This is a genomic window from Marinobacter nitratireducens (assembly GCF_000708045.1).
GTDB lineage: Bacteria > Pseudomonadota > Gammaproteobacteria > Pseudomonadales > Oleiphilaceae > Marinobacter > Marinobacter nitratireducens.
The window spans coordinates 180,529-202,567 of sequence record NZ_ANIE01000001.1 but is presented as its reverse complement, the minus strand read 5'-3'; the positions used below and the strand labels follow the sequence as shown (position 1 = coordinate 202,567).

The 22,039-nt window shown below is 55.5% G+C and carries 26 protein-coding genes; 21 read left to right on the top strand and 5 right to left on the bottom strand.

Annotated features, from left to right (window positions below):
- Positions 1-133: 133 nt before the first annotated feature.
- The 7 genes from D777_RS00935 to D777_RS00905 all read left to right on the top strand — a co-directional run bounded on the left by D777_RS00935 (position 134) and on the right by D777_RS00905 (position 4,698).
- The gene (locus D777_RS00935) at positions 134-772 is read left to right on the top strand and encodes an HAD family hydrolase (RefSeq protein WP_036127759.1); all 639 of its coding nucleotides are present in this window, start codon (positions 134-136) and stop codon (positions 770-772) included.
- 87 nt (positions 773-859) lie between these two features.
- Complete coding sequence (locus tag D777_RS00930; protein ID WP_036127756.1) at positions 860-1,360, top strand: pyridoxamine 5'-phosphate oxidase family protein; 501 nt, start codon at positions 860-862, stop codon at positions 1,358-1,360.
- A 483-nt stretch (positions 1,361-1,843) separates the two neighbouring features.
- Positions 1,844-2,560, top strand: a complete 717-nt coding sequence (locus tag D777_RS00920; RefSeq protein WP_051668902.1) for a class I SAM-dependent methyltransferase — start codon at positions 1,844-1,846, stop codon at positions 2,558-2,560.
- Positions 2,561-2,579: 19 nt separating this feature from the next.
- Positions 2,580-2,909: a DUF2834 domain-containing protein gene (locus D777_RS00915; RefSeq protein ID WP_036127749.1), complete on the top strand. Its 330-nt coding sequence runs from the start codon at positions 2,580-2,582 to the stop codon at positions 2,907-2,909.
- 260 nt (positions 2,910-3,169) lie between these two features.
- On the top strand, positions 3,170-3,562 hold the full coding sequence (locus D777_RS00910; protein WP_036127745.1) for a DUF6559 family protein: 393 nt from the start codon (positions 3,170-3,172) through the stop codon (positions 3,560-3,562).
- 75 nt (positions 3,563-3,637) lie between these two features.
- Complete coding sequence (locus D777_RS17765; protein WP_081849427.1) at positions 3,638-4,039, top strand: GFA family protein; 402 nt, start codon at positions 3,638-3,640, stop codon at positions 4,037-4,039.
- A 278-nt stretch (positions 4,040-4,317) separates the two neighbouring features.
- Positions 4,318-4,698 (top strand): DUF4345 domain-containing protein, encoded by a 381-nt coding sequence (locus D777_RS00905; protein ID WP_036127742.1) that lies wholly within the window; start codon positions 4,318-4,320, stop codon positions 4,696-4,698.
- A 12-nt stretch (positions 4,699-4,710) separates the two neighbouring features.
- Here the strand turns inward: D777_RS00905 and D777_RS00900 are convergent, their stop codons facing one another.
- The 3 genes from D777_RS00900 to gstA are packed head-to-tail and all read right to left on the bottom strand — an operon-like array spanning position 4,711 to position 5,935.
- Positions 4,711-4,944 carry a tautomerase family protein gene (locus tag D777_RS00900; protein ID WP_036127740.1) on the bottom strand — a complete coding sequence of 78 codons (234 nt, stop codon included), beginning with the start codon at positions 4,942-4,944 and terminating at the stop codon, positions 4,711-4,713.
- 2 nt (positions 4,945-4,946) lie between these two features.
- Positions 4,947-5,336 carry a nuclear transport factor 2 family protein gene (locus D777_RS00895; RefSeq protein WP_036127738.1) on the bottom strand — a complete coding sequence of 130 codons (390 nt, stop codon included), beginning with the start codon at positions 5,334-5,336 and terminating at the stop codon, positions 4,947-4,949.
- Positions 5,333-5,935: a glutathione transferase GstA gene (gene gstA / locus D777_RS00890; RefSeq protein WP_036127737.1), complete on the bottom strand. Its 603-nt coding sequence runs from the start codon at positions 5,933-5,935 to the stop codon at positions 5,333-5,335. Before gstA ends, D777_RS00895 begins: the two co-directional genes overlap by 4 nt.
- Positions 5,936-6,076: 141 nt before the next feature.
- Here gstA and D777_RS00885 point away from each other — a divergent pair, with 141 nt between their 5' ends.
- From D777_RS00885 to D777_RS00825, 13 genes are all read left to right on the top strand, one after another.
- Positions 6,077-6,961 carry a LysR family transcriptional regulator gene (locus D777_RS00885; protein WP_036127734.1) on the top strand — a complete coding sequence of 295 codons (885 nt, stop codon included), beginning with the start codon at positions 6,077-6,079 and terminating at the stop codon, positions 6,959-6,961.
- A gap of 48 nt (positions 6,962-7,009) precedes the next feature.
- Positions 7,010-7,414 carry a VOC family protein gene (locus D777_RS00880; RefSeq protein ID WP_036127732.1) on the top strand — a complete coding sequence of 135 codons (405 nt, stop codon included), beginning with the start codon at positions 7,010-7,012 and terminating at the stop codon, positions 7,412-7,414.
- Between the two features lie 405 nt (positions 7,415-7,819).
- The gene (locus D777_RS00875; protein ID WP_036127730.1) at positions 7,820-8,749 is read left to right on the top strand and encodes a porin; all 930 of its coding nucleotides are present in this window, start codon (positions 7,820-7,822) and stop codon (positions 8,747-8,749) included.
- A 303-nt stretch (positions 8,750-9,052) separates the two neighbouring features.
- Complete coding sequence (locus D777_RS00870) at positions 9,053-9,853, top strand: SGNH/GDSL hydrolase family protein (RefSeq protein WP_036127727.1); 801 nt, start codon at positions 9,053-9,055, stop codon at positions 9,851-9,853.
- Between the two features lie 65 nt (positions 9,854-9,918).
- Positions 9,919-10,914 carry a 2-hydroxyacid dehydrogenase gene (locus tag D777_RS00865; RefSeq protein WP_036127724.1) on the top strand — a complete coding sequence of 332 codons (996 nt, stop codon included), beginning with the start codon at positions 9,919-9,921 and terminating at the stop codon, positions 10,912-10,914.
- A 104-nt stretch (positions 10,915-11,018) separates the two neighbouring features.
- The gene (locus D777_RS00860; RefSeq protein WP_036127719.1) at positions 11,019-12,269 is read left to right on the top strand and encodes an MFS transporter; all 1,251 of its coding nucleotides are present in this window, start codon (positions 11,019-11,021) and stop codon (positions 12,267-12,269) included.
- 39 nt (positions 12,270-12,308) lie between these two features.
- Positions 12,309-13,088: a CLCA_X family protein gene (locus D777_RS00855; RefSeq protein WP_036127716.1), complete on the top strand. Its 780-nt coding sequence runs from the start codon at positions 12,309-12,311 to the stop codon at positions 13,086-13,088.
- 15 nt (positions 13,089-13,103) lie between these two features.
- Positions 13,104-13,487: a nuclear transport factor 2-like protein gene (locus D777_RS00850; protein WP_036127714.1), complete on the top strand. Its 384-nt coding sequence runs from the start codon at positions 13,104-13,106 to the stop codon at positions 13,485-13,487.
- A gap of 140 nt (positions 13,488-13,627) precedes the next feature.
- Positions 13,628-14,263 carry a DUF1326 domain-containing protein gene (locus D777_RS00845; RefSeq protein WP_036127711.1) on the top strand — a complete coding sequence of 212 codons (636 nt, stop codon included), beginning with the start codon at positions 13,628-13,630 and terminating at the stop codon, positions 14,261-14,263.
- A 15-nt stretch (positions 14,264-14,278) separates the two neighbouring features.
- A complete protein-coding gene (locus D777_RS00840; protein ID WP_036127707.1) occupies positions 14,279-15,046 on the top strand; it encodes a DUF2182 domain-containing protein in 768 nt (255 codons plus the stop codon).
- A 142-nt stretch (positions 15,047-15,188) separates the two neighbouring features.
- Positions 15,189-16,298 (top strand): ferredoxin reductase, encoded by a 1,110-nt coding sequence (locus D777_RS00835; RefSeq protein WP_036127703.1) that lies wholly within the window; start codon positions 15,189-15,191, stop codon positions 16,296-16,298.
- Between the two features lie 10 nt (positions 16,299-16,308).
- The gene (locus D777_RS00830) at positions 16,309-17,505 is read left to right on the top strand and encodes a fatty acid desaturase family protein (protein WP_036127700.1); all 1,197 of its coding nucleotides are present in this window, start codon (positions 16,309-16,311) and stop codon (positions 17,503-17,505) included.
- 68 nt (positions 17,506-17,573) lie between these two features.
- Complete coding sequence (locus tag D777_RS00825) at positions 17,574-17,780, top strand: hypothetical protein (RefSeq protein WP_036127697.1); 207 nt, start codon at positions 17,574-17,576, stop codon at positions 17,778-17,780.
- Here the strand turns inward: D777_RS00825 and D777_RS00820 are convergent.
- Positions 17,767-18,159, bottom strand: coding sequence for a MerR family transcriptional regulator (locus D777_RS00820; RefSeq protein ID WP_036127694.1), 393 nt, complete (start codon positions 18,157-18,159; stop codon positions 17,767-17,769). The two genes, D777_RS00825 and D777_RS00820, sit on opposite strands and share 14 nt — an antisense overlap.
- Positions 18,160-18,272: 113 nt before the next feature.
- Between D777_RS00820 and D777_RS00815 the strand changes: the two genes are divergently transcribed.
- Positions 18,273-19,346, top strand: a complete 1,074-nt coding sequence (locus D777_RS00815) for an SDR family oxidoreductase (RefSeq protein WP_036127691.1) — start codon at positions 18,273-18,275, stop codon at positions 19,344-19,346.
- Here the strand turns inward: D777_RS00815 and D777_RS00810 are convergent.
- The gene (locus tag D777_RS00810; RefSeq protein ID WP_036127687.1) at positions 19,321-21,921 is read right to left on the bottom strand and encodes an EAL domain-containing protein; all 2,601 of its coding nucleotides are present in this window, start codon (positions 21,919-21,921) and stop codon (positions 19,321-19,323) included. The genes D777_RS00815 and D777_RS00810 overlap by 26 nt on opposite strands.
- Positions 21,922-22,039 lie beyond the last annotated feature (118 nt).

The following is a 22,039-nucleotide window of genomic DNA, read 5'->3' as shown; positions in this document are numbered from 1 at the left end:
GGCCTCAATTTACCCAAAACACGGAAGGAATTGTCCATACAAGTTGTTGTAGCTCGTTCTGGCCTACGGCCTCCACCGGACGGCCCTTTCGGGCCGCCGCTAAACAAAAGCGTTATAATCCAAGGAAGAGTTTGTGCATCTGGTCTTGTTTGACATAGACGGAACATTGGTTGAGTCCTACGACTTCGATACTGAGTGCTTTCAAGCAGCTATCGAGGATGTGCTGGGAGTTACGATAGGGCCTGACTGGAGCTGCTATAACCATGTGACTGATTCTGGGATTCTCGCCGAGGTGATTGATGGACTGGGCCTTCAAAGTGACAGCGAGAGGATCACCGCAGAAGTTAAAGAGCAGTTTGTGAGCAGAGTAGCGGATTACATTTCGTGCCATGCTGTATCCCCAATCCCCGGAGCGTATGAGTTTTTATCGCAGCTCGTCGCCCGCAAGAATGTTGCAGTGGCCTTTGCGACTGGTGGCTGGAGTGAATCCGCGAAGATGAAACTTGGCGCTGCAGGTATCACCTTCTCTTCCATTCCGATGGCGTCTTCCTCGGATCACTACAGCAGAACAGAGATCATGCGGTTGGCCGAAAGGCGTGCGGGTAGGGGTCATTACGATTCCATGACCTATTTTGGGGATGGACCTTGGGATCAGAATGCTTCCAAGGCTCTCGGTTACAACTTTGTCTCTGTCGGAGATCGTATTACGAGCCCTAAGTCGGTTCGGGATTACACAGAAGTCGATGTGGCCTTGGGGTACATTGGCTTATAACCAAAGGCTGCACGGCAACCGGTTTTCTGCCGCTTCGCGCCTCCAAACTGGCGCGTGAGCCGAGCGTTATGCACAAATGGAGAAACCATGAACATCAAGGATGATTGGAAGAAGGTAAGGTCAGTTTTAGAGCAAGGCCAGGCTTCGACGGTTTACTGTTCGATTGCAACGGTTAACCCTGACGGCACGCCCCACATCACGCCAGTTGGCACTGTTTTCCTTCGCGATGATCAGAGCGGATACTTTTTTGATCACTACGCCGAGGCTTTGGGTAAAAACATCGATCAGAATCCGAACGTTTGCATCATGGCGGTCAATGCCGGTCGATTCTTTTGGCTAAGGTCTCTGCTAAAAGGCCGCTTTGTTGCTCCGCCGGGCGTGAGACTTTACGGTAAGGTCGGACGAATGCGTGAAGCCACGCCCGAAGAAATCGAGAAGATAGAAAAACGGGTTAAGCCATCCCAGTGGATGAAGGGGGCGAGATTGCTCTGGAGTGATTTCACCCACGTCAGAGACATTGAGTTTACTCATTACAAGCCAATCACCTACCCGGTGATGATGGATGGGATGTGGCCGGAGCATGCATAACCAGTCGCTGTTGCCGGATAACTTTTCCACCGCTTTGCGGCTCCAGAAATGCCGCAAAGCTCCGCGTTATGCACAAGGAATGTTCATAGATCATGGCAAGGAATCGTGGCCAAGGTGGGCCGATTGAAACAAGGTTGATCAGCCTTTTCGCATCGCTGTTTTTCTCTATCCCAACGGCAGTATTCGTTTGGCTCTGGGCCAATCTGGAGCTGGCAGTCTACTGGGATAGTTTTCTCAGCAGCCGTTACCTCATTTCCTGTATCTTGGTTTTTGCTGTGTTAGCGTTGCTGCTGCCGCGACTTTTTCCATCTATTCTCGGGGGTGTCTGGCGCGGTATCGCCAAGGTTTGGCATTGGTGGGGGTGGTAGCCTCGTGTATAACCAATCGTTCAAGTTTGCTACCGGCCTGGCGGCCGTCTACTACGCTGCGCGCCGCAGGCGCCGCGTGACATGCAGCGTTAGCGACCTGAGACGGATTCTCTGTATGAGCCCCTATAGCGATGAAAAGATTGTCGAGTCATGGGAAAAGAATGCGACTCAATGGTCCGCAGCTGTGCGAGGCGGGCAGATCGAGAGCCGAAAGCTGATAACAGACAAGGCAATTGTCGAGGCTGTATTAAGTCATTCCCCCGGATCGGTCCTCGATATTGGCTGTGGCGAGGGATGGCTAATTCGTGAACTCTCGGCTCACGTAACGCGTTTGGTCGGAGTAGATGCAATTCCTGAGCTGGTTGAGCAAGCCGAACGCGCCGGAGGCGGGGAATTTCGAGTGGCATCTTACGAGGATATCGCCACTGGTGCGATTGAAGGCTTGTTTGACACCGTTGTTTGTAATTTCTCGCTCCTAGGAAAAGAATCGGTAGAGGCGCTTTTTAGTGCTATCCCGGCAATACTGAAACCTGATGGTGTTTTTATCGTGCAAACACCACATCCGGTGTTTGCGGTTCATCCATCCGCATACAGCGACGGTTGGCGGGACGGCTCTTGGGCTGGGTTCAGCGTAGACTTTACTGATCCAGCCCCTTGGTATTTCAGAACTCTTGAAACTTGGGTAGCCCTTTTTTCCAGCAACGGACTCTCTTTACTCGAGATGCGTGAGCCGCTCCACCCAAAGACTCTTAAACCTGCGTCGATCATTTTCACTGGCGCTAACCAGGCAATGCACGCGACAAGCGCGTGTCCGCGGCGTTATATTTCTTAAACCGCAATCAAGGAAGATCATGAGAGTATCGACTTTACCCCTAATCGTTCTCTGCCTATTCATGGGCTTCACCTTTTGGGTTATGGCAGGCGCAGAGCAGTCGCTTTTGGCTTTCGGTGCCCAGCTCATGTCCAGCCCAGACACCGCTCAGGTCGTCATTGATCTGTACATTCTGGCCGCGCTGGCTTGTGTTTGGATGTACCAGGATGCCAAAAGCCGCGGCAAAGGTTTGGGCTATCTCATCCCATTCTTCGTCGTAACGGCGGTGTTTGTATCTGCTGGGCCGCTGCTATATTTGGTGCTGCGTGGTGGGCGAGAGCCGAAAGCTGAAACTAGCAAACAATCATAAGCCGCTTAAGGTTATTCCAAGCCTGGCGGCCGTCCACCGGACGCGACTGTCTCTGGCATTGGGTCGTGTTTTGTCGGCAAAATGGAAAAGAGACCGTTTTCGATTCCAAAAAAGGCCTAAAAACCAATATTCGAACAGACTTTGGCCGAATCAAACCTAAGTGGTTCATCGAAGTTTTGGTTTAACCAGGGGCTGCAGCGGGCCGCTTTTCCAGCGCGGTGCGCTTCCAAATCGGGCGATGAGCCCAGGCGTTAAATTCTATGATTGAGCTCATACGTAAATTCCAACTGAAAAGGGCGTTCCAGAGCTACGTCCATACACTGGGGCCAGCGCTTACAAAGCGATATGGCGGGTCAGACCAATACACCGTTCTTCAAATAAAGAAGACGGTAGCGCATCTGAAGCTCAATACTCAGTACCTTCCATATGCCGTGGCCATGTACCGGCATGAACAGTCGAAAAACACAGTGGATATACTGCGTCTTGATCAGGCTTTCCTCGATTGCCTGCGCTTGGAGGTGGCAGATGCGCTTTTTGATGGGAACCGAAGTTACACAGCAAGGGATGTGCTTGCCTTGAGTAAATCTGTGAAATGGAAAGGTGGTCCTTCCCCAAATTGGTGGTCAAACAATCTGGGCAAGACGAGCCTTTGAGAATTTAACCACGGCGTTACACATTTTGGGCGCTATGTTCGCGCCACCTGTGGCCCAGAGATAGAAGGAAGTGCAATGACGGACCACGTAGGTTCATGTCTGTGCGGAACTGCGAAATTTGAGGTACAAGGGGCGTTCGACAGCTTTTACCTGTGTCACTGCCAACATTGCCAAAAAGATACCGGGTCTGCTCATGCAGCGAATCTGTTTTCGACGTCAGCCAAGTTGACCTGGCGGGCGGGTGCAGATGCTGTGGCTACCTATACACTTCCTGGCACTCGCCACACAAAATGCTTTTGTAAGTTGTGTGGCTCAGCGCTGCCGAGCAGTCAGATCGCTGGTTTGCTCGTCGTTCCCGCGGGATGTTTGGATACTGAAGTCGCTACATCGCCAACTGCCCACATCTTTACATCCAGCAAGGCTGCTTGGGATAGGGAGCTAGGGAAATTGCCACAGTTCGAGGGCGTCCCAAAGTGAGCGTCTCTCGCATAACAAGTGACTGTGGTGTCAATTCCATATTTTAATCGCTACCACGGTCCCTAATGGGCTTTTGGAAGATGCCCTCGATTCTTACAGTGTATCCAGCCCTATGTTCACCGTTGCTGTTGCGGTCATCGAATAGAGGAAGAGCGCTTCGCACACTTCAAATAGGGTGTGGACTCGCACGACCAACCACCAACACGAGACGGTGCCAGACGCTAGACTACACTGGTGCTTGTCTATTCGGTTTCATAACAGTGGTGGGTGCTTAAGCGATGAGTAAACTGTTTGTTCTGGGTGCTGCGGCAGTATTTTTTGTTTATGGCCTTCTGTTCTACGTGATCCCTCTCGAAGCGTTTGAATTTGTGGTTGATGGGTCTGTCACGTCAAGCTCCGGCGTAACCGATATGAGAGCGACGTATGGTGGCATGTCTGTTGGTATTGGCATAATCCTGTTCATGCTTGGCCGGAACCCACAAACGGTGCAGCTGGGCCTGGTCTCGGTATTTGTCGTTATGCTCGGGATGGCGTTTGGCCGATCGGTGGGGATGACCTTTGACGGCAATGCCAATCATTATATGTATCTCTATCTGGCATTAGAGCTGGCTGTGAGCTTTATTGCGCTTTTCTTGATCAAAGCCGGCAAAGGTCAATAGCGGTATAGCCGATCAGGTCTGCCGTGCCGCTTTCCGGGCCCGAAACTCGGGTACCGGCAGTCCTCCGATTCCCCAATCCTCCAGGGCAACTTCATCGATCACGACCATGGTTGAGTCGGGCTTTTTATTCAGCACCTGCACCAGCAGGTCGGTAACGCCTTTAATGAGTTCTGCCTTCTGCGCGGGGGTAGGGCCGTTGCCCTCTGGCCCACCCTCGCGGGTGATTTTGATATTAACGTAGGGCATCTTCAGTCTCCTCGGTTTGCGATTTCATAGTGAAAGATCTTGGCCATGATGGCCCAGCGACCCTGGTCGAAGATCAGGGTCAGGAAGTCCGTGTAGTCTCGGCCCAGCATGGTCATTTCCACCCTAGCGAACGCCAGGTTCGGCTCTGCGATTTCGATGGAGATGATTCGCTCGCTACGACTCTCTCCCTTGCGCGCGGGTGATACCCGTTGATCCAAAACTTGCCGGTATTCGGGGAACGACAGCACCCGGTAATCCTCAGGCAACGCGCTCACGTAGCGGGCATCGGGGTGGAACACGGTGGTGAGCATGGCACTGTCGGCCCGGTAGAGGCCCTCGAAATAGGTTTCAAGCAGGGCCAGGATGGCCTTGTGAGGCTGGGCCGAATTCATTGTGTGATCAGCCCTTCTGCCTGCATGGCGGCCCTGGCGCTGGGACGGGCTGCGACGCGATCACACAGCGCCCGAAGAGCAGGCCAGTCTCCGAGATCGATACCGGGCACAGCCGCCCAGTTACAAACCACGAAGAGATAGGCGTCTGCAACGGTGAAGGTGTCCCCCACCCAGTAGGCCCGACCATCGGCCAGCTGAGTTTCGAGGTAGTTAAAGTGATGGTGGATGGTCTCAACCGCCCGGGCGCGTTGATCGTCCGTCGCTTCGGCTTTGAAGAACGGACCAAAGGCCTTGTGCAACTCCGATGCGGTGTAGTTGAGACATTCCTGTACCCGAGCACGTTCGAGTGAACTCGGCTCTGGAAGCAGCGGGGTTGATTCGCCCAGGTATTGGAGGATGGCGGCGCCTTCGGTGAGCACCACTCCGCCGATATCCAATGCGGGGACGTAGCCTTTGGGGTTGAGGGTCTTGTAGTCGATGCCCGATTCGGTTCGCAGGGCGTCGTTGTCGACGGACTCGAGGGCGAAATCTTTACCCAGCTCGCGAAGTACAATGTGGGAAGCCAGTGAACAGGCGCCGGGCTTGAAATACAGTTTCATGGGTCGATCTCCTTCGTGTGATAAGCGTTAGGCTTGAGCACGAAAGAGATTACCCATTGAAATAATAATAAAATAATATTGAGTTGTTATAGTTATGATCACTAAATAAGATCATGTTTGAAGAACAATCAAGGAGGACCGGTGAAGCTCGAACAATTGCGTGTGTTAGATGGCATTGTGACCCAGGGAAGCTTCCGCAAGGCTTCTGAGGCGCTCTTCAAATCCCAGCCTGCGCTGAGCCAGGCTATCAAAAGCCTGGAGGAAGAAACCGGGCTGACTCTGCTCTCCCGGGAAGGTTACCGCCCCGTGCTTACGTCGTCCGGTAAAGCCTTCTACCGCCAGGCGCGCATTGTGTTGGATCAGGTGCAGTCTCTGAAGGAGCTGGCGGATAAGCTATCCGCCAGTCAGGAAGCCGAAGTGCGGATATCGGTGAGCGCCACCTGCCCGCTGACGCCGTTATTGTCCGTGATCGGCGATCTCAAGCACGAATTCCCCGCGACCGATATTCGGCTGATGTCAGATGCGATGGGCGGCAGTGCCGAACGGCTCATGGCAGGCGAAGCGGATCTCGTTGTGGCCACGCTGGATGGGTTAGCCTCAGAGGCGGTCCTGACCGCGCCCTACACTACGGTGAACATCGTGCCGGTGGCTCACCCCGATTATGAACCGGCCCGACGTGGCAAACGGCTGAGCAATGCCGATATGCGTGCTTATGTGCAGGTGGTTGTGGCTGGCACCGGGCGAGGCCAATATGATCAAAGCCGGGATGTGGTGCACGATGGTTTGCGATGGACAGTGTCGGACTTTGCCGCCAAGAAGGAGATTGTGTGTGCCGGGATGGGGTGGGGCGGTATTCCGGACCATCTAATCGCGGACGAGTTGGAGCGCGGTGAGTTGGTCCCGCTGGATTTGGAAGGCTACCCGGTGCGCCACTCGCAACTTCATGTGATACGCCGGCGCGAAGGCGCGCTCGGCGTTGTTGCTCATGCCCTGTGGGAGCGACTGACCTCAGCCGCTCCTTCCTGACGACGTTGTTGGTCTACTCTGGTATGGAGAAGGGAGTCAGAATTAATCATGAAACCGAAAATAAGCATTATCACGCTCGGGGTAGACGACCTGGACAGGGCCACGCGCTTTTACGCCGATGGCCTTGGCCTGCCAAGGTATGAGTTCGAGGATGGCAACATTTCTTTTTTCAGTCTGGAGGGAACCTGGCTCGCGTTATACCCCCGTGACGAGCTTGCCAGGGACATTGGATTGGATGCCTCCTCTCCGACTGGCTTCTCGGGTATTACGTTGGCTCACAATGTTGCCAGCAAGGAGGAGGTAAATGCGGTGCTGGCGCAGGCAGTCGCCGCCGGCGCCACAGTCGTCAAACCGGCCGAGGAGGTTTTCTGGGGTGGGTATTCCGGATATTTTCAGGATCCGGAAGGGCATTACTGGGAAGTGGCCTTTAATCCCTATGAGGATCTGACGTAGAAGCATCAAACGGATGACATTACCCGATCAGTAAATATAAAAGCACGTGAATGAAAATGCGAAAGCGGGCCGCCAGGGCCCGCTTTTTTTTGGAACGACATAAAACCCGTCAACTCCCACTCCTGACCCCGTAAACAAAATGAACAAAACGGATTTTATGTCCTATAAACCCTTTAAATCCAAAAGCTTCATTTAAATGCGGCGTAAATCTAGCCTTTACTCATCATAAAAAATATACGCATCCAATAGTTTTTAAGAGTTTAAAAAAATATTTATATGTGACTGATGTCGCAGGGGTTTGTTTGTCTTTTAGATAATAAATTCGGAGGTCTTATAGGTAAAAATATAATCGGTAATAAAAATTCAAATAAACGTTTTATTTATAAACAAAAACAAGAGACCGTCATGAAAAAGAGAGTATTAGCATTAGCCGTTTCCACTGTCGTATTCGCCCATTCCTCTGCTGCAGCCACCATCTATGATGGCGACGGCCTGACCTATCAATTGAAAGGTGACTGGCAGATTCAACTCCGTGACAGTGCTTCCGAATCCGAGAGCCTGGATCTGGAGTTTGATGACATGGAAGTCAAAAACACCGTCACCTACGATCTGGGCGAAAATTTGCAGGCTTTCGGGCAGTTGGACTTCAGCTTCGACAAGGCCGCTGAAAGCCAGCAGAGCGGCGATAAGCTTGAAGAAGCGTACATGGGCATCAGGTACAACAACGTTGCCGTCCGGGCGGGCAAGATGAATACCGCCGGTGATGAGTTCGGTGTCGAGTCGGCCTACGAAAAGCCCGCCGGAATGAACGAAGATCAGTTTGAAGCCATGGTCGATGCCGGTGACGATGTGCTCCGCGTGGATGCGGACTTTGACATTGTTTACCTATCGCTTTCCCATGAGTTGGAATCGGAAGGCAATCCCAGTGCGGGAGACGCCTCAACCGACCTGTTTGTGTCCACAAGCGTCGAAGCCCTGACGTTAGCCGCAGCCTATCAGGTGTACGATAACAATGCCGATTCCTGGGGTGTCAGCGCCGAGTATGACGCCGGCATCGTCAACGTCGGCGCCGATTACAGCGTTTCGGACCTTGATAACAGCGATCGCAACGAATCCACCTACAATGTGGTGGGCGTATTCAAGGCCTCTCAGTCGACGGCCATTGCCCTGGGCTATGTGAACGTTGACGATGAGATAGAGGCACTGGATGCCTGGTATGCCAACGTCACCTACCGGTTCCCGGCCCAGAAAAATATCGCGCTGTTTGCCGAGGTCAGCGACTCGGATGCGGGGGATGAATCCGACATCCTCGCAGGCATGCAGATCAAGTTCTGAGACTCTGCATCAAGGCCCTGTGGACTCTTCCTGGGCTCCACAGGCCTGCCCTAGTCGCAGCCAGGAGCCATCCTTCCCCACTGATCAATTCCTGTGAAAGTGGTCAAAGTTTCTGCAGTTCTCGTGTGCCTATAATGGCCCTCAAAAAATGAACACATGTTCACTGAAGTGTTCTGGTCATTCGGTGGGGAGGGCATGCCGCCGTTCCCCTGAATGCGGCCAATGAGGAGCCGCGTATCAAGCCGTTGCAGCACGAACGGCATCACCTCATGCATTAACACAACAATAAGAGGAAAGTTCGAGATGCAGAATAAAGCACTATCAACCTTGATATTACTTCTGGCAGGTCTGGTCACCTCCTTCACCGTACTGGCCGCAAAGCCGGTTCCAACGATCTATGCGGCGCTGGGAGACTCCTATGCGGCGGGTAATGGAACCGGCACCCGTGATCTGGCGTACAGCTGTTACCGGAGTAGTGACGCATATGGGCCACTCATTGAAAAGGCGCATCGTAAATGGAACCTGGATTTCGAGGCCTGCTCCGGAGCCACGTCCGATGATGTGATCAATAGCCAGCTAAGTCCTCTCAGCGCGGACACCAACTATGTGACGGTCAGCATGGGAGGCAACGATATCGGATTTGCCGAACTGATCCTGAACTGCGCCATGTACTGGGATCAGGCTCAGTGCCTGGCAAAAGTGGACGAGGTTCATGCTCGTATTGACAGTGAGTTGCCGGCCAAACTGGAAGCAGCTTACGCTGCCATCAACGCAGCGGCACCCAACGCCAAGGTCATTCAGTTGGGCTACCCCCGTGCGTTCGGAAACAATCTTGCGTGCTGGGATGCTCGGGGCGTGTCTTCTACGGAAGCCCAGGCCCTGAATGGTGTGTCGGACCATCTTGACCAGGTGATTGGCGGCCGTGCAGCAATGGCAGGGGTCACCTACCTGAGCGTTATAGAGCAGTTCAAAGGGCACGATATGTGTTCGAGTGAGCCCTATATCCGTGGCAAGAGCGGTGTCTATCTTGAGGACTGGTTTCATCCCACCGCAGCCGGGCATGCCTCTGGCTTCAAACCCCTGATTGAGGCGGCCATGAAGTAAACGCGTGCTAAGCTTCCCGGTGATGATCTCTCAAGGACAGGGTTATTCAATTCCGGGAAATTCCGATGAAAGTGGCAGTTTTTAGCACCAAACCCTACGACGAGCAGTTCCTTCAACGGGCCAACGAGGAGTCCCACCAGCATGAGCTGGTGTTCTTCGAGGCCCGTCTGAACGAGGCCACGGCGCCACTGGCCAAGGGGTTCGGGGCGGTGTGCGTGTTTGTGAATGATCAGGTGAACTCAGCCGTACTGAATGTTCTGGCTGAGGGGGGCACCCGAGCTATCGCGCTGCGCTGTGCAGGTTTCAACAACGTGGACCTGAAGGCCGCTGAGCGGCTTGGCATAGACGTGGTTCGGGTGCCGGCCTATTCGCCTTATGCGGTGGCCGAGCATACAGTGGCACTGATGTTGACACTTAATCGTCAGATCCACCGCGCCTATCACCGCATCCGGGACGGCAACTTTGCCCTCGACGGGTTGCTGGGGTTTGATCTTCATGGTCGCACGGTGGGTGTTATCGGAACCGGGCAGATCGGTGTCGAGGTGGTTCGTATCATGCGGGGTTTTGGCTGCCGGGTGCTCTGCCACGACCTCAAACCCAACTCCGACGCAGAGCAACTGGGTGCGGACTATGTGCCTCTGGATCAACTCTTTGGCCAATCGGATATCGTCACCCTGCATTGTCCGCTGACACCGGAGACCCACCATCTGATTGATGCCGATGCTATCGGCAAGATGAAAAAGGGCGTGATGGTAATCAACACCAGTCGGGGCGCGATCGTTGATACCAGCGCAATGATTGAAGGGCTGAAATCCGGTCACGTGGGCTATCTGGGTCTGGACGTTTACGAAGAGGAGGGGGATCTGTTCTTTGAGGACCTTTCCAACATCGTGCTTCAGGACGATGTCTTTGCCCGTCTGCTCACTTTCCCCAATGTGGTCATCACGGGCCATCAGGCGTTTTTTACTCGTCACGCCCTGGAAAGCATTGCCCATACCACATTGGGCAACCTGACCGCGCTTGAGAGCAATGGGCAATGCGAGAACCGGGTAACCGGCTAACCGGTATCAGCCAACCCACCGGCAGTTCGTGTTTGGCGGAGTTTGCTTTGGGCAACTAGGCTTGGGGCAATTCTGAATTCTCGCCGTTTGTCATGGGAGGTCCCATGAAATTTCCGTCAAGCACGGCATTTGCTGTACTGGGTGCTGCTCTGATTGCCATCAGTTTCGGGCTTGCTCGCTTCGCGTTTGGTTTGTTCGTTCCTCCGATCCGCGCCGACCTCAACTTATCGCCTTATGCTATCGGTATCATCGGTGCGTTACCGCTGGTCAGTTTCGCGTTCGCTACCGTCATTGCACCGCTGGCGGCGGTCAGATTGGGGGCCAGGAATGCTGCGGTTCTGTCCGGTGGCTTCGGTGTGGTGGGGCTTGGGGTGATCAGTCAGGCTTATGGCGCAGTGTCACTGGGCATTGGTGTGGTGGCCTGTGGGGTCTGCACCGGACTGATGATGCCCGCGCTCACCGCTGCCATGCAGGCGTTGGTCAAGCGTTCCATGCATGGCCGGGTCAGTTCGGTCATGAACGCGGGGACCAGCGTGGGGGTTATGGTCGCGGTACCGGCAGTCATCTTCCTGACCGGCGCCTGGCGCTTTGCCTATGGTATGTTTGCAATCCTTGCGGTGCTTGGTGTGTTTGCGACCTGGTTCTTCCTGCCTTCGGTATCCCGGGTCCGGCCGGCGAATGCCGCACCGCCAGAGCCAATCAGTGCCCTGCAATGGTGGCGTCTTTTCCGCCTGTCCCTGTTTGCTTTTGCCATGGGTTTTGTGTCATCCGCCTTCTGGATTTTTGCCCCGGATCTGGTGATCAATCTCGGCGCTTTCTCGGCGGATGCGACCGGTTGGCTATGGCTGGCTGTGGGTTGCGCTGGCCTGGGCGGCGCTGTCGTGGCCGATCTTGCGGACCGCAACAATCCACCGATCACCCAGGCCCTGATGTTGATGATGCTGGCCGCGAGCCTCGCGCTACTGGCGGCAAGCCCCGGACAACTGGCGATTGCCGTGTTCTCTTCACTGGTGTTTGGTATGGCTTACATGAGCCTGACAGGGCTCTACCTGATGACCGGGATCCGCCTGCTTCCGGGGCGGCTGTCGATGGGGCCGGTGCTGCCATTTATGGCGGTGTCGCTGGGGCAGGCGGCGGGTGCTCCGTTGATTGGTATGCTGGTCGGGGAGCTGGGATACGCGGATGGGTTCTCGGTATTCGCGGCGATTTGTATTGTGGTGGCTTTGTTGTCACCGCTTTATCCCCGTTATCTCGAGCATGAACATGAGCCGGAAGAGGAGCAGACCGGTTTGCAGGCAGCTTATGATTATCAGCTCCAGGACGAGGAAGGTGAACCGCTTCAGCCAAGGCGCTGAACCAATGATAGACTTGGTGCTCGCTGAGCGGGGGAGGCCATGTCAAAATCGTTTTACCGCCGGGGTCCCGATTATCGTGGGGGAGCCCAGGTCACCTTTCTGGATGTTCGTCGCCGATTTCGCTTCCGTTCGGTCGAGATTGGCCGGTGGGTGACTGAGCCTGAAAAGCAGCGCAGCGCTGCCCTGTTCTACGATGCCTTGTGTGACCTGATGACCATCCTCAGTGGCACGGAATCTTTAATCTCCCTTCGTGGCAGCCTGGCCCTGCAGTATGGCATTGGGGGCAGGCCCGGGGTGTCGGCTCATTACACGCCGGCGACCCGCAGCTTTGCCCTGGCGAAGAATGCCGGCCCCGGCAGCATCGCTCATGAATGGTTTCATGCCTTTGACCATTACATTGCAGACAAGCTATTCCCTCACACCAGCAAAGGAGATTTTGGCTCGAAGCTCTGGCTGGAGCGCGAGGATGCCATCGCCCATCCATTGAACGACAACCTTCAGGCTTGCTACCAAGCTATACTGCTGGATGAGAGCGGTTCCAAGCCCAGTGAGTTATTTCGTCGTTCGGTGAAAGCGGACAAGGTGGCTGGAGTGCACTATTTCAGCCAACCTGAGGAGCTATGCGCCCGGGCATTCGAAGCATTCGTCCAGGACGCCGAATGCAAGAACGGGTTTCTGGTGAAAGGCACAAAAGAATCTGAGGAAGCCCGGCTGGGGCTGTATCCGCTGGACGATCAAAGAGTGCTGATTAACCGGGCATTTTTTAGGTATTTCTCGGGGCTGGGCAAGGCTCTCAGACGCTCAGAGTCGGGAGAATAATGTTGGAGTCAGTTGATGCAGCCAAAAGCCATCGTGGAGCAATTCATTTCGGATATTCAGGCCCAGCGTTTCGATGAGGCCAAGGCCTTGCTTGCGGCGGAGGACTTTGAGTATGTCGGCCCAAACATGCGCTTCCTGAGCCGGGATGACATGCTGGCCTATCAGTTTGGCATGGCAGCGATCCAGAAAGACCTTATTGTCCGTCAGCTCAGTGCTGACGGTGAGCATGTGTTCGCGATTCTGGACTATCAGACGCATTTCGAACCCATCGGGGATGTGCGACTTGCCGTCTGGTTCCGGGTTCGAGGCGAAACGATCCACACTGTGGAGGCCTTCTATAACGCTGCCGTGGTGGAAAACATGCTCGGAGGCATCCTTCCCTCGGCCGAGCAGGGCTGACCAGCCGTTTTACCGCATTTCTCCCTTTTTAGGCGTCTGCCGAATAATCACGCCCGGCTGGGAAACTATCAGTCTAACAGCGGATTCTGGCTGTCTTATCCTTGAGTTAAGGGGCTGCGTTTCTGAGAGGAGGAACGGAGATGGACAGAGTCGATTGGAGAATCAAAGGTCAGGAATTCGTTAACTGCAATTGCGACCTGGGGTGTCCTTGCCAGTTTATGGCACGCCCTACTCACGGTGATTGTGAGGCTTTCGCTGCCATCAAAATCGAAGATGGCTTTTTCGGTGATACCCGTCTGGATGATCTCTCGTTTGCCATGACGCTGAAGTGGCCGGGGGCAATCCATGAGGGTAATGGAAGCGCTCAGGCGTTTGTGGATGAACGGGCCAGCCCGGAACAGCGGGAGGCGCTGATGGCGATCCTTTCTGGCGAAACATCGGAGCCGGGGGCCACGTTCTTTAACGTGTTCGCCAGCACCCTGACGGAAATGCACGATCCGGTGTTCTGCCCGATTGAAATTGACTGTGATGTGGACGGCAGAAAAGCCACGGTTCGCGTGGCGGATCTGGTGGAGGCCAGCGGTACGCCGATCTTGAATCCTATTGATGGCTCGGAGCACCGGGCTCGTATCGATCTGCCACAGGGGTTTGAGTACGCGGTGGCCGAAGTGGCGAGTGGACAGACAAGCGCCCGCGCGGACATTCCGCTGGATCTCGATGCCAGCCACTGTCATATGTCGCATCTGGATATCGGGCCGACGGGTGTTCATCGCTGACGCGAGGAGAGTTCCGTGACCAGCAAGGTACTCTCAAGATGGGTGTCGTCAGGTGCAATGGCGGTTGTGCTGGGATTGGTCACGATTACCGTGCTGAGCTGGCTGTATCTCGTGGGTATGGCTGGGGATATGGCGTCAATGTCTGTAACGGACATAATGAGTTTACGGCATTGGACGCCCGGCTATTTCACCATGATGCTGGCGATGTGGGTGATCATGATGGTAGCGATGATGACCCCCAGCGCAGCGCCCATGGTTCTCCTGTACCGGCAGGTGGCCCATAAGAATCGATTGGCTGATGGGCGTTGGGGGACACTGCTGTTTACCGGAGGGTACCTGTTAGTCTGGGCCGCCTTCAGCCTGGTGGCCACGCTTCTGCAATGGTGGCTTGAAGAGGCAGCCATACTCAGCCCCATGATGGTCAGCCAGAATCATCTGTTCAGCGGCTCAGTTCTGGTTGCCGCCGGTATATATCAGTTCTCCCCATTGAAGCAGTCCTGCCTGAGACATTGTCGCGGGCCTTTACTGTTTATTACCCGCTACTGGCAGCCTGGGCCGAGCGGTGCCCTCGCTATGGGCGTGCGGCACGGCACCTATTGCGTGGGATGCTGCGCTGCCCTTATGGCACTGCTGTTTGTTGGTGGCGTTATGGATTTAACCGTTATCGCCGGGATCGCCGTGGTGGTGCTGCTGGAGAAACTGTTTCCGGTTGGGGAGTGGATGTCCAAAGCGGTTGGCGTGCTTGCGGTCATTCTGGGTGTGGCGTTGATCGTCGCACATTGACCCAATATGCAAATGGACAACCGGAAGGGCGGCGAACTACTTTGAAAGAGTCACATAACAAAAAGAGCACACAGGGACTGTCACCCTGGCCGCGGATTAGGGCCTGCCAAATCCTCTAGAACTACAAGTAGAGAGGCCCTGTATGAATGATGCTGCGGAAGCAGAGTATGGTACGTCCCCGTCCATCTGGACCCGTCTGACCACACTCACTGACTATTTCGCCTGGCCACTGCGCACCTCCCATTATCTGGAACTGGTCAATCCCCTGTGGACAACCCACAAGTTACAGGCCCGGGTGGTGAAAGTCTGGGACGAGACCCAGGATGCCCGAACCCTGACCCTTCGCCCCGGTATGAACTGGCGTGGTCATCGGGCCGGCCAGCATGTGAGGGTGGGCATACCCGCCAATGGCAAACATTACACCCGTACCTACACGATTTCCTCGCCGCCGGAGCGGAGCGATGACTGCTTTACCATCACGGTAAAGGCCATCGACAAAGGCACCATCTCCCATCACATCGTGCGCAACATCAAAGTGGGGGATTACCTGCCCATTGGTTTGCCTCAGGGGGATTTCTATCTGCCGGATGCGCAGCCGATTGAGCCCCTATTCATCACGGCCGGCAGTGGCATTACTCCGGCTTTCAGCATGATCAGCAGTTTGATCGCCCAGGGCCGCCTGCCGGATACCTGCCACCTGCACTACGCGCCCCATGAGTTCGATGTGGTGCTGGGCAAACAGCTACGGGAGATGGACCAACAACAGAATCGGTACCACTTGCATCTGTTGTACACCCGCGAAGGCCAGGACGTGCACTTTTCAGCCGAGCAGCTGGATGCCCTGTGCCCGGACTGGAAGCAGCGGGATGTGTATGCCTGCGGACCACCGTCACTGCTGGAGGCCATTGAAACCTGTTTTGAGGAGGCCGGTTGCAGCCGAAACCTGCACATAGAGCGCTTCCGCGCCCCATTTACGGAAATACCGGCGGATGCCGTCGGTGGCAAGGTTCGTTTTGCCCAGAGCGATGTCGACACCGAAGGCGACAGTGAAACGCCGCTGCTCAGGGTGGCCGAAGAGGCTGGTATGAACCCGCCCCACGGCTGCCGTATGGGCATCTGCCACACCTGCAATACCACGCTGGTGTCCGGATGTGTGCGGGATCTCCGGACCGGGGAAGTACTGAACGAGGCTGGCAGCATTGTGCAGACCTGTATCTGTGCTGCGGCTGGCGACTGCGAGCTGGATCTGTAAGGGGAAGGTTATGAAGACACATGAACTACCGGTGGACCTCACCGACGAGCAGATCGAGGAATTCGGCCGCGAACTGGATGCGATACGAGATGAGGTGTTTGATTCCCGGGGAGAGCGAGACCGCACTTACATCCTCAACGTCATCAGAACCCAGCGCACCCTGGCGGTGAGTGCCCGTTTTGTTATTTATCTGTCGCTGTTCTTCATCCCGGCCTGGGGACACGTACTGGCCTACTGGCCGGTGATGCTGACCATTCTTGCCCTCGGCACGGCGATGTTGGGCATTGCCAAGATTCTGGAGAACATGGAGATTGCCCACAATGTGCTGCACGCCCAGTGGGACTGGATGAAAGATCCGGAAATCCAGTCCAATACCTGGGAGTGGGACACCATGAGCCCGTCTGATCGCTGGATGCACTCCCACAACGTGGTTCACCACACCTGGACCAACGTGCTGGAGAAGGATCTGGATGTGGGGTACGGCATCATGCGGGTAACGCCGATGCAGAAATGGAAGCCTGCGTTCCTGCTGCAGCCGGTGTACTTCATTCTGTTGATGCTGCTCTTCGAGGAGGGCGTGGCACTTCATGAGCAAGCCATTGATGATCACCTCAAAGGCAAGAATAAGTTCTCTGATTTCAAACCGTTGCTAAAGCGGATCGGCTATAAGATCTGGCGTCAGGTGGCGAAGGATTACATTGCCTGGCCGTTGGCGGCGGCTCTGGTGGCGGTTCCGATTTCCTTCTTTGTGGATTTCTCGCCGCTGGCGGTCTTTGGGATCGTGGCCGGGGCAAACGCGGTGGCGAACATAATCCGCAACATCTGGGCGTTTGTAATCATCTTCTGTGGCCATTTCCCGGCCGGCGCTCATAACTTTACCCTGAAGCAGGTGGAAGGCGAGACGAGGGCTCGCTGGTATCTGCGCCAGTTGCTGGGCTCCTGCAACATTGAGGGAGGCAAGCTGTTCCACATTCTGTCTGGCAACCTCTCGCACCAGATCGAGCACCACCTGTTCCCGGACATGTGCAGCAACCGGTACAAGGAGGTTGCGCCCCGGGTTAGAGCGCTGGCTGATCGTTATGGGTTGCCATACAACAGTGCGCCGTTGTACCGCCAGTTCGGCACCACCTGGCTGAACAACCTGAGGCTGGCCTTTCCGGGCGGAGGAGAACCTTACGATCACAGAACGGAGCGCGCTGTGCTATAACGTCTGCACAGGGATTTTGGACGGGAACGGAATCATGAAAGCAACCATCAGACAACGGGCGACCAGGGATGAGTGATACCTGGTTTCTGGTGTTTGGTCTGATCTTTACGTCGATTGGCCTGGCTTATTTTGTGTATGGTCGAAAGCAGTCGAACTTGATGGCTCGCATGAGCGGCATCGGGCTGATGTTTTTTCCGTACCTGGTCGATGATATCTACGTCTTTTTTGGCGTAGGTATCGTGTTGATGGCCCTGCCAAAATTCATCGAGTTGTAGCGGTTCTCTTAAGGCTCAGCCCGTGGGCGACGGCGCTCGCTTCCAGCCGTTTTTGTTCGCTATCCAGCAGTTTTCGTATTTGTCTGAGTTCACGGATTTTCTTTTCCACCGCAGCCTTTTTTTCGGCCATCAGGTAGGCACCCTCGGCGCAGTCGATGCGGTCACTTCGCAGGGCATTCAGCAGGTCCCGGATTTCGCGAATGGAAAAACCGAGGTCCTTGAGCTGACACACCATGGCAACCCGATCGACCGCTTTCTCCGGATAGTCCCTGTAATTATTGCCGCCACGATGTACCTCCAGCAGCAGGCCTTCCTTCTCGTAGTAACGCAGTGTATGGCGGTTTACACCGGTGCGTTTTTCCAGTTCCGCGATGCGCATAACCGGCTCCTTGCTGTCTGTGTCTGAATACCGTCAATCAGAGTCTTGACCTTAGAGCTTACTCTATACTTTACGCTCCTCAAAACACTGCAATGATCTTGAGGAGAGTTCCTATGACTGTGATGATAACCGGCGCGACGGGTTTTATCGGGCGCCATCTGTGCGCGCATCTGACCGGAGAAGGTGCCACGGTGATGGCTATGCTCAGGCAGCCTGCACGGCAACTGCCTGAACTTCGCAGAGCGGTTGATCGACTCGGTGGAGACGGGCAGCTTGTTGTTGGCATTCCGGGTGATCTGGACGCACCGGAGTTGGGTCTGCCAATGGGATTGCAGGATGTGGAAGCCATCATCCACCTTGGAGCCCGGTTTGGCTGGCGGCTGGATCCGGCTGTGGCTCAGCGAACGAATGTGGCCGGTAGTCTGGCCGTTGCGAAGCTGGCGAGGTCGTTGGGGTGTCGGCTGGTGTTCATCAGCGGTTTCATGCTGGAGAACCGGGCGCACCTCGAAAAACTGGGAATAACGAGCGACGAGCCGGAGCAGGTGAACTGGTCTCAGGTGTATCGTCGTGCTGGCTCCTATGAGGCGAGCAAGCTCGAAGCTGCGATCCGCGTGCGGGCTTACGCACAGCATGCCGGTATCGACCTGGTTGAAGTTCAGCCGGCCACCGTGGCGGGCCATAGTGAGAGTGGCGAGCTGGATCGGGCTCAGCCGCTGTATACCCTGCTGGACAACCTGGCCCGAGGCCGCATGGCTCTGGTTCCCGGTACCCCAGAGCACTGGTTGCCGCTGGTGCCCGTGGATCATCTTGCCCGGCTGATTGCCCTGGCTGCGACGGCCGGCGAGGTGCCAGACAGGTTATTGGCTTTGGATGCAACGACGCCAAACCTCAGGGGCCTGCTGACGACAGCCGCTCATGAGCTAGGTAAGAAACCGCCCACGCGCCATATTCCAATGCCGATTCTGGCCGCTTTGCTCTCCATCCCCGGGGTGGCCAGAATAATGAACACACCCGTAGAAACACTGCATTTCATTCAGCCCACAAGGTTTGAGACGGCCGATCAGGAACGCTTCGCGACCGAGCAGGGGTTGCGTAGATCCGATATAACGGAGGTTATCCGGAGGACGGCTTCGTTCTATGCAGGTCAGGGTGGCCGCACCGTTAGCGAACCTGGAAACGTGTTTTGAGGTCGGCTTCTGAGCGAGTTTCCAGCCAGGATTTGAGGTCTTCCAGCGACAGCGGCCGGCATACCCAGTAGCCCTGGAGCATGTCGGCGCCGAGTTCTCTTAACAAAGAGGCTGATTCCTCGTTTTCCACGCCCTCTCCGACCACCCGGTAACCGAGGCCCCGGCCCAGTTTGATCGCGGTTTCCGCAATCACCCGGGAGTTTTCGCAGGTATCGATGTCGTGAATCAGGGAGCGGTCCAGCTTGAGCTCGGTGGCTGGCAGCTGCTTAAGATAAGACAGAGAGGAGTAGCCGGTGCCAAAGTCGTCAATAGACAGCTTCAGTCCCAGCTCGGACAGAGCGTTCAGTGCTTGCAGGCCTTTTTCCGGGTCCACCAGGGCAGCGGTCTCGGTCAGCTCGCAGGTAACCTGGCTCGCCTGCACCCCGTGGCACCTCAACCGTGTTTCGAACAAGCCTTTGAGCTCTGCAGAGACCAGGTCTTTTGCGGAGATGTTGATCGCCATCGACAAATCCGGCGCGTGCGGCAGGAGTGTCTTCAGATCACGCAGCGCCCGGTCTGCGACCCAACGGGTCAGATGTTTTATAACGCCGGTGCGCTCAGCCAGCGGGATAAATTCGCTGGGTGACACCCAGCCCCGCTCCGGGTGATGCCATCGGATCAGGGCTTCCACGCCGACCACTTGCCCGGTGCTGACGCAGACCTTGGGCTGGTAATGAAGGCTGGTCTGATCCTGGTGCAAAGCTTCCCGCAGGTCGGACATCAGGGTTAAACGGCTTTCGTTATAGATATCATTCTGACGGGAGTAAAAACCAGTCTCGAAGGTTCCCTGAGGCGCCATTTCCAGACCGACATGGGCGTTCCGGATCAGGACGGATGCCTTGTTACCATGTTGAGGGTACGCTGCCGCACCGAAGCGGGGATGAGCCTCAATGGCCAGATGATCCAGCATCACCGGTTCTGCCAGTTGTTTGAGCGCGTTGTTGATGCTCTGAAAGTTGTCACTGGTGTTGCTTGCATCGACCAACAGGCCAAAGCTGTCGCCGGAAAGCTGGTAGACCCGCTCGACCCGGCCGTGATTGTCGATGGTCGCGTGAACCATCGGCAGCTTCTCGGCCAGTTCGGTCATCTGCTCCGCAAGGCTCTTCAACAAACGCTCGCTTCGCTCGAGCCCGAGGGTGCGGTTGATCTCCTTCAATCGGGTAATCCGGGTAACGCCCACCATGTACCGGCCATCCGGGTCCATCTTCAGTTGCTGGTCCACCATCCACTCAAAACGGTTACGGTTTGGCAAACCGGTGACGGGATCGTGGGTCATGGCGTCGGTCAGGCGGTCCTGAGCGTCGTTACGGGCTTTTTCTTTACGCAGGCTGTCAGCCTGAGCGCCGATTTTCTCTTCTCGCTCCCGATACAACCGGTCCGCGAGCGCCAGGGTTAGAATGAAGGCCTCAAGGCCGGACCCGATCTGCATGGCGTACTCGGTGAAGAAGTTCTCAGGAAACAACCCCAGTGCACGACCTGCGGTTGCCAGCACGCCCAGGGTGAGCGGTGACCAGGCGATGGTAAAGAATACTCCGGCCCGAATGCCGGCCGCCCAGCTGATCGGTCCGGCAATCAGCAGCAGGGAGAAGAATACGAACGCGGATAGCGAGGCAATCTGAATGGCGGTGTTGTAATCCAGAAGTGGTGAGAACAGGAAAAACAGTATCTCGAAGCCCAACATCCCGAGCAGCGCCTTTTTGAGTCTTGGGCTGTGAGAGCCGACCTTGAGAAACTCCATGCAGAACAGAAGTGAAAACATGGCAAGGAAAGGCATCGAGAGAACCAGCACGTGGGCGTGAAGGTCCGGGTGCATGGGATAGAAATGCTGGAACGTGAACCCTCTGATGGCGGCAAAGAAAACCAGATATCCGAAGATCGCCAGCGAGTAAAACAGGTAGAGCTTTTCCCGCAGGGTCAGGAAAACCGCCAGGTTGATCAGCACGATAACCGCAAGGCTGCCGTAGTAGAAAAAGTGCAGCTTGTTCTCGTAAGACTCGGCTTCGTAAAACTCGTGCTCTTTCCAGATCCGAAGCGGCAAGACCATGGTGCCCTGAGTCATCACCCGGATGTAGAGCGTCTTCTCTTCCGAGGGTGACAGGTGAAATCGCATGGTGACATTCGGATGATCGATATCCCTGGGGTAAAAGGGGTGAGTGTCGCCGGTCCGGTACTCACGGGTCAGTCTATCGCCGGAGAAAACGTAAAACGTGGCATCGTCGAGTTGCGAATAGGCCAGCTCTGCAACCAGGTTAAGGCGTTCGGCGGTCTGATTGACGACGGGCACTCTCAGCCAGAAAGCGGACTCGGTAATTCCCATGGTGGCCTTGCCGGAGGGCTGGTCCTGCCAGCTGGACGCTGGCAGAGCAGTGACGGCTTCTATGGATGCATTGGCATCCTTGTCCTCCCAGTACTGGAAATGGCTTCCGATGGAGCCGTCCGGCGCAACGATCACGGTGTGTGTTTCTGCACGGGTTGTGTGGCTGGCACAAACCATCAGAAACAGGAGAAAAACGCGTAACGCCTTGCTCAGGATCACGGAAGGTAAACCCCGCTTTTGGGCCTCGTGGCCTCGTTTTTGTAGTAGTGTGTTATTCAGTTTACCAACCCCTGAGAGGCTGGGAAGCGACGAACCGAGATTTAATGTAGCAATATGT